This is a genomic window from Pantoea sp. ANP04 (genome assembly GCF_041982285.1).
GTDB classification, from domain to species: Bacteria; Pseudomonadota; Gammaproteobacteria; order Enterobacterales; family Enterobacteriaceae; genus Pantoea; species Pantoea eucalypti.
Genome location: NZ_JAUTYS010000093.1, coordinates 1 through 598 on the forward strand (window position 1 = coordinate 1; position 598 = coordinate 598).

Annotated in this window: 1 pseudogene; it reads left to right on the forward strand. The window is 63.4% G+C overall.

Annotation, left to right across the window (positions count from 1 at the left end):
- Positions 1 to 46: 46 nt before the first annotated feature.
- Positions 47 to 598, forward strand: a pseudogene (locus tag Q7C21_RS22500) (cobyrinic acid a,c-diamide synthase); the annotation flags it as partial.

Sequence of the window (598 nt, forward strand, 5' to 3'; positions counted from 1 at the left end):
GTTGCTCGAAGGAAGCCTCACCGAGGGATTGCGCTGGTACGGTGCCTTGTCCCGAGAGACTGACATCGAACTGCCCAGTCGCCACCTGGGGCTGGTACAGGCCAGCGAGCTGAATGATCTTGACCTGCGCCTTGATGCTGCCGCTGAAGCCCTGGCCAGCAGTTGCCAAGTGGCACTGCCGCCGGCAGTGAGCTTTGCCGCACCAACGCCGGTACCCTGCGAGCCTTTGCTTGCCGGTGTGCGAATCGCCGTGGCGCGGGATGAGGCGTTTGCCTTTACCTACGGTGCCAGCCTGGATCTGTTGCGGGCCATGGGCGCGCAGTTGAGCTTCTTCTCGCCGATTCATGACACTGAGCTGCCGGAGGCGGACAGTCTGTATCTGCCCGGTGGATACCCTGAATTGCACCACCAGGCGCTGGCGCAAAACACCGCGATGCTGGGTGCCATTCGTGCCCATCATGCTGCGGGCAAGCCGTTGCTCGCGGAGTGTGGCGGCATGTTGTACTTGCTGGACTCCCTGACCGACGTCGAAGGCCAGCGTGCCAATCTCTTGGGGCTGCTGCCCGGTGATGCCGTGATGCAAAAGCGCCTCGCGGCC